Here is a 782-nt window from a genome sequence, read left to right on the forward strand (position 1 = left end):
CAGGAATGAACATGATATGCCTAAACTGTTCATCCATCTGCTTAGCTAATCCAGACAGCAAACCCACCTTGAAAAAGGTGCCATCCTGCTTCTTACGCCTAGACGGAATCCCCAGACCTTCAAGCCTGTCAGCAATGCGATCAGATTGAAGCCTTATGGCCTCATCCCTGCCAATGCGTTCAAGATGTTTAAACACATCAACCTTGTTCCCACTGTTGCGACGAAGAAGCTCATAAAAACCTATCCGAGAAGATGACTCACACCCATTCTCAGACGGTCCTGCATCAAAAATCTCTCCGCGTGATTCCTTCGCTTCCTTAACCTCTGGAACGTATTCTAAACCACCAGCAGGAAGCCTGAAGCGTCGCCTGTCTTCCTGTTCCGAACGACACGCAAAACGCAGATTCTCATCAGCAGAATAATCCCGAGCTATAAGCCCAAGGTGCTTGCAGTCAGCAGATATCAGCCAGCAGATATCATCAACAGACCACCCCAGATGGAACACATGCCCAAGCCATGAACGAGGATAATACCCCCCATCATATGACTGAGCTTTGATGACCCTTTGGGCCTCTAATTTCGTATATGAACGACCTACGGATTCCATCCGAGACCACCAGTCTTGGCGGTCTTGTGTTGAACCATCGCCATCAGTTGTGTTATAATACTGATGTGGGTCGGGTTGTGACGTTCCTGCGTCATGAGCCTTCTCCTAACCTATCGGGCTTCTTCGATGTAATCCGCCAAGATATCCATCGATTTAACCTCGACTCACATTCTAC

Annotated in this window: 1 protein-coding gene; it reads right to left on the bottom strand. The window is 48.2% G+C overall.

The window, feature by feature from the left end; translation table 11 throughout:
* A partial coding sequence (locus tag KP705_RS15615; protein ID WP_215764836.1) for a hypothetical protein occupies positions 1 to 607 on the bottom strand: 607 nt, incomplete at its 3' end.
* Positions 608 to 782: the final 175 nt, after the last annotated feature.

The sequence above is a fragment of the Gluconobacter sp. P1D12_c genome, from assembly GCF_018812105.1.
In the GTDB taxonomy this organism is placed as follows: Bacteria; Pseudomonadota; Alphaproteobacteria; order Acetobacterales; family Acetobacteraceae; genus Gluconobacter; species Gluconobacter oxydans_A.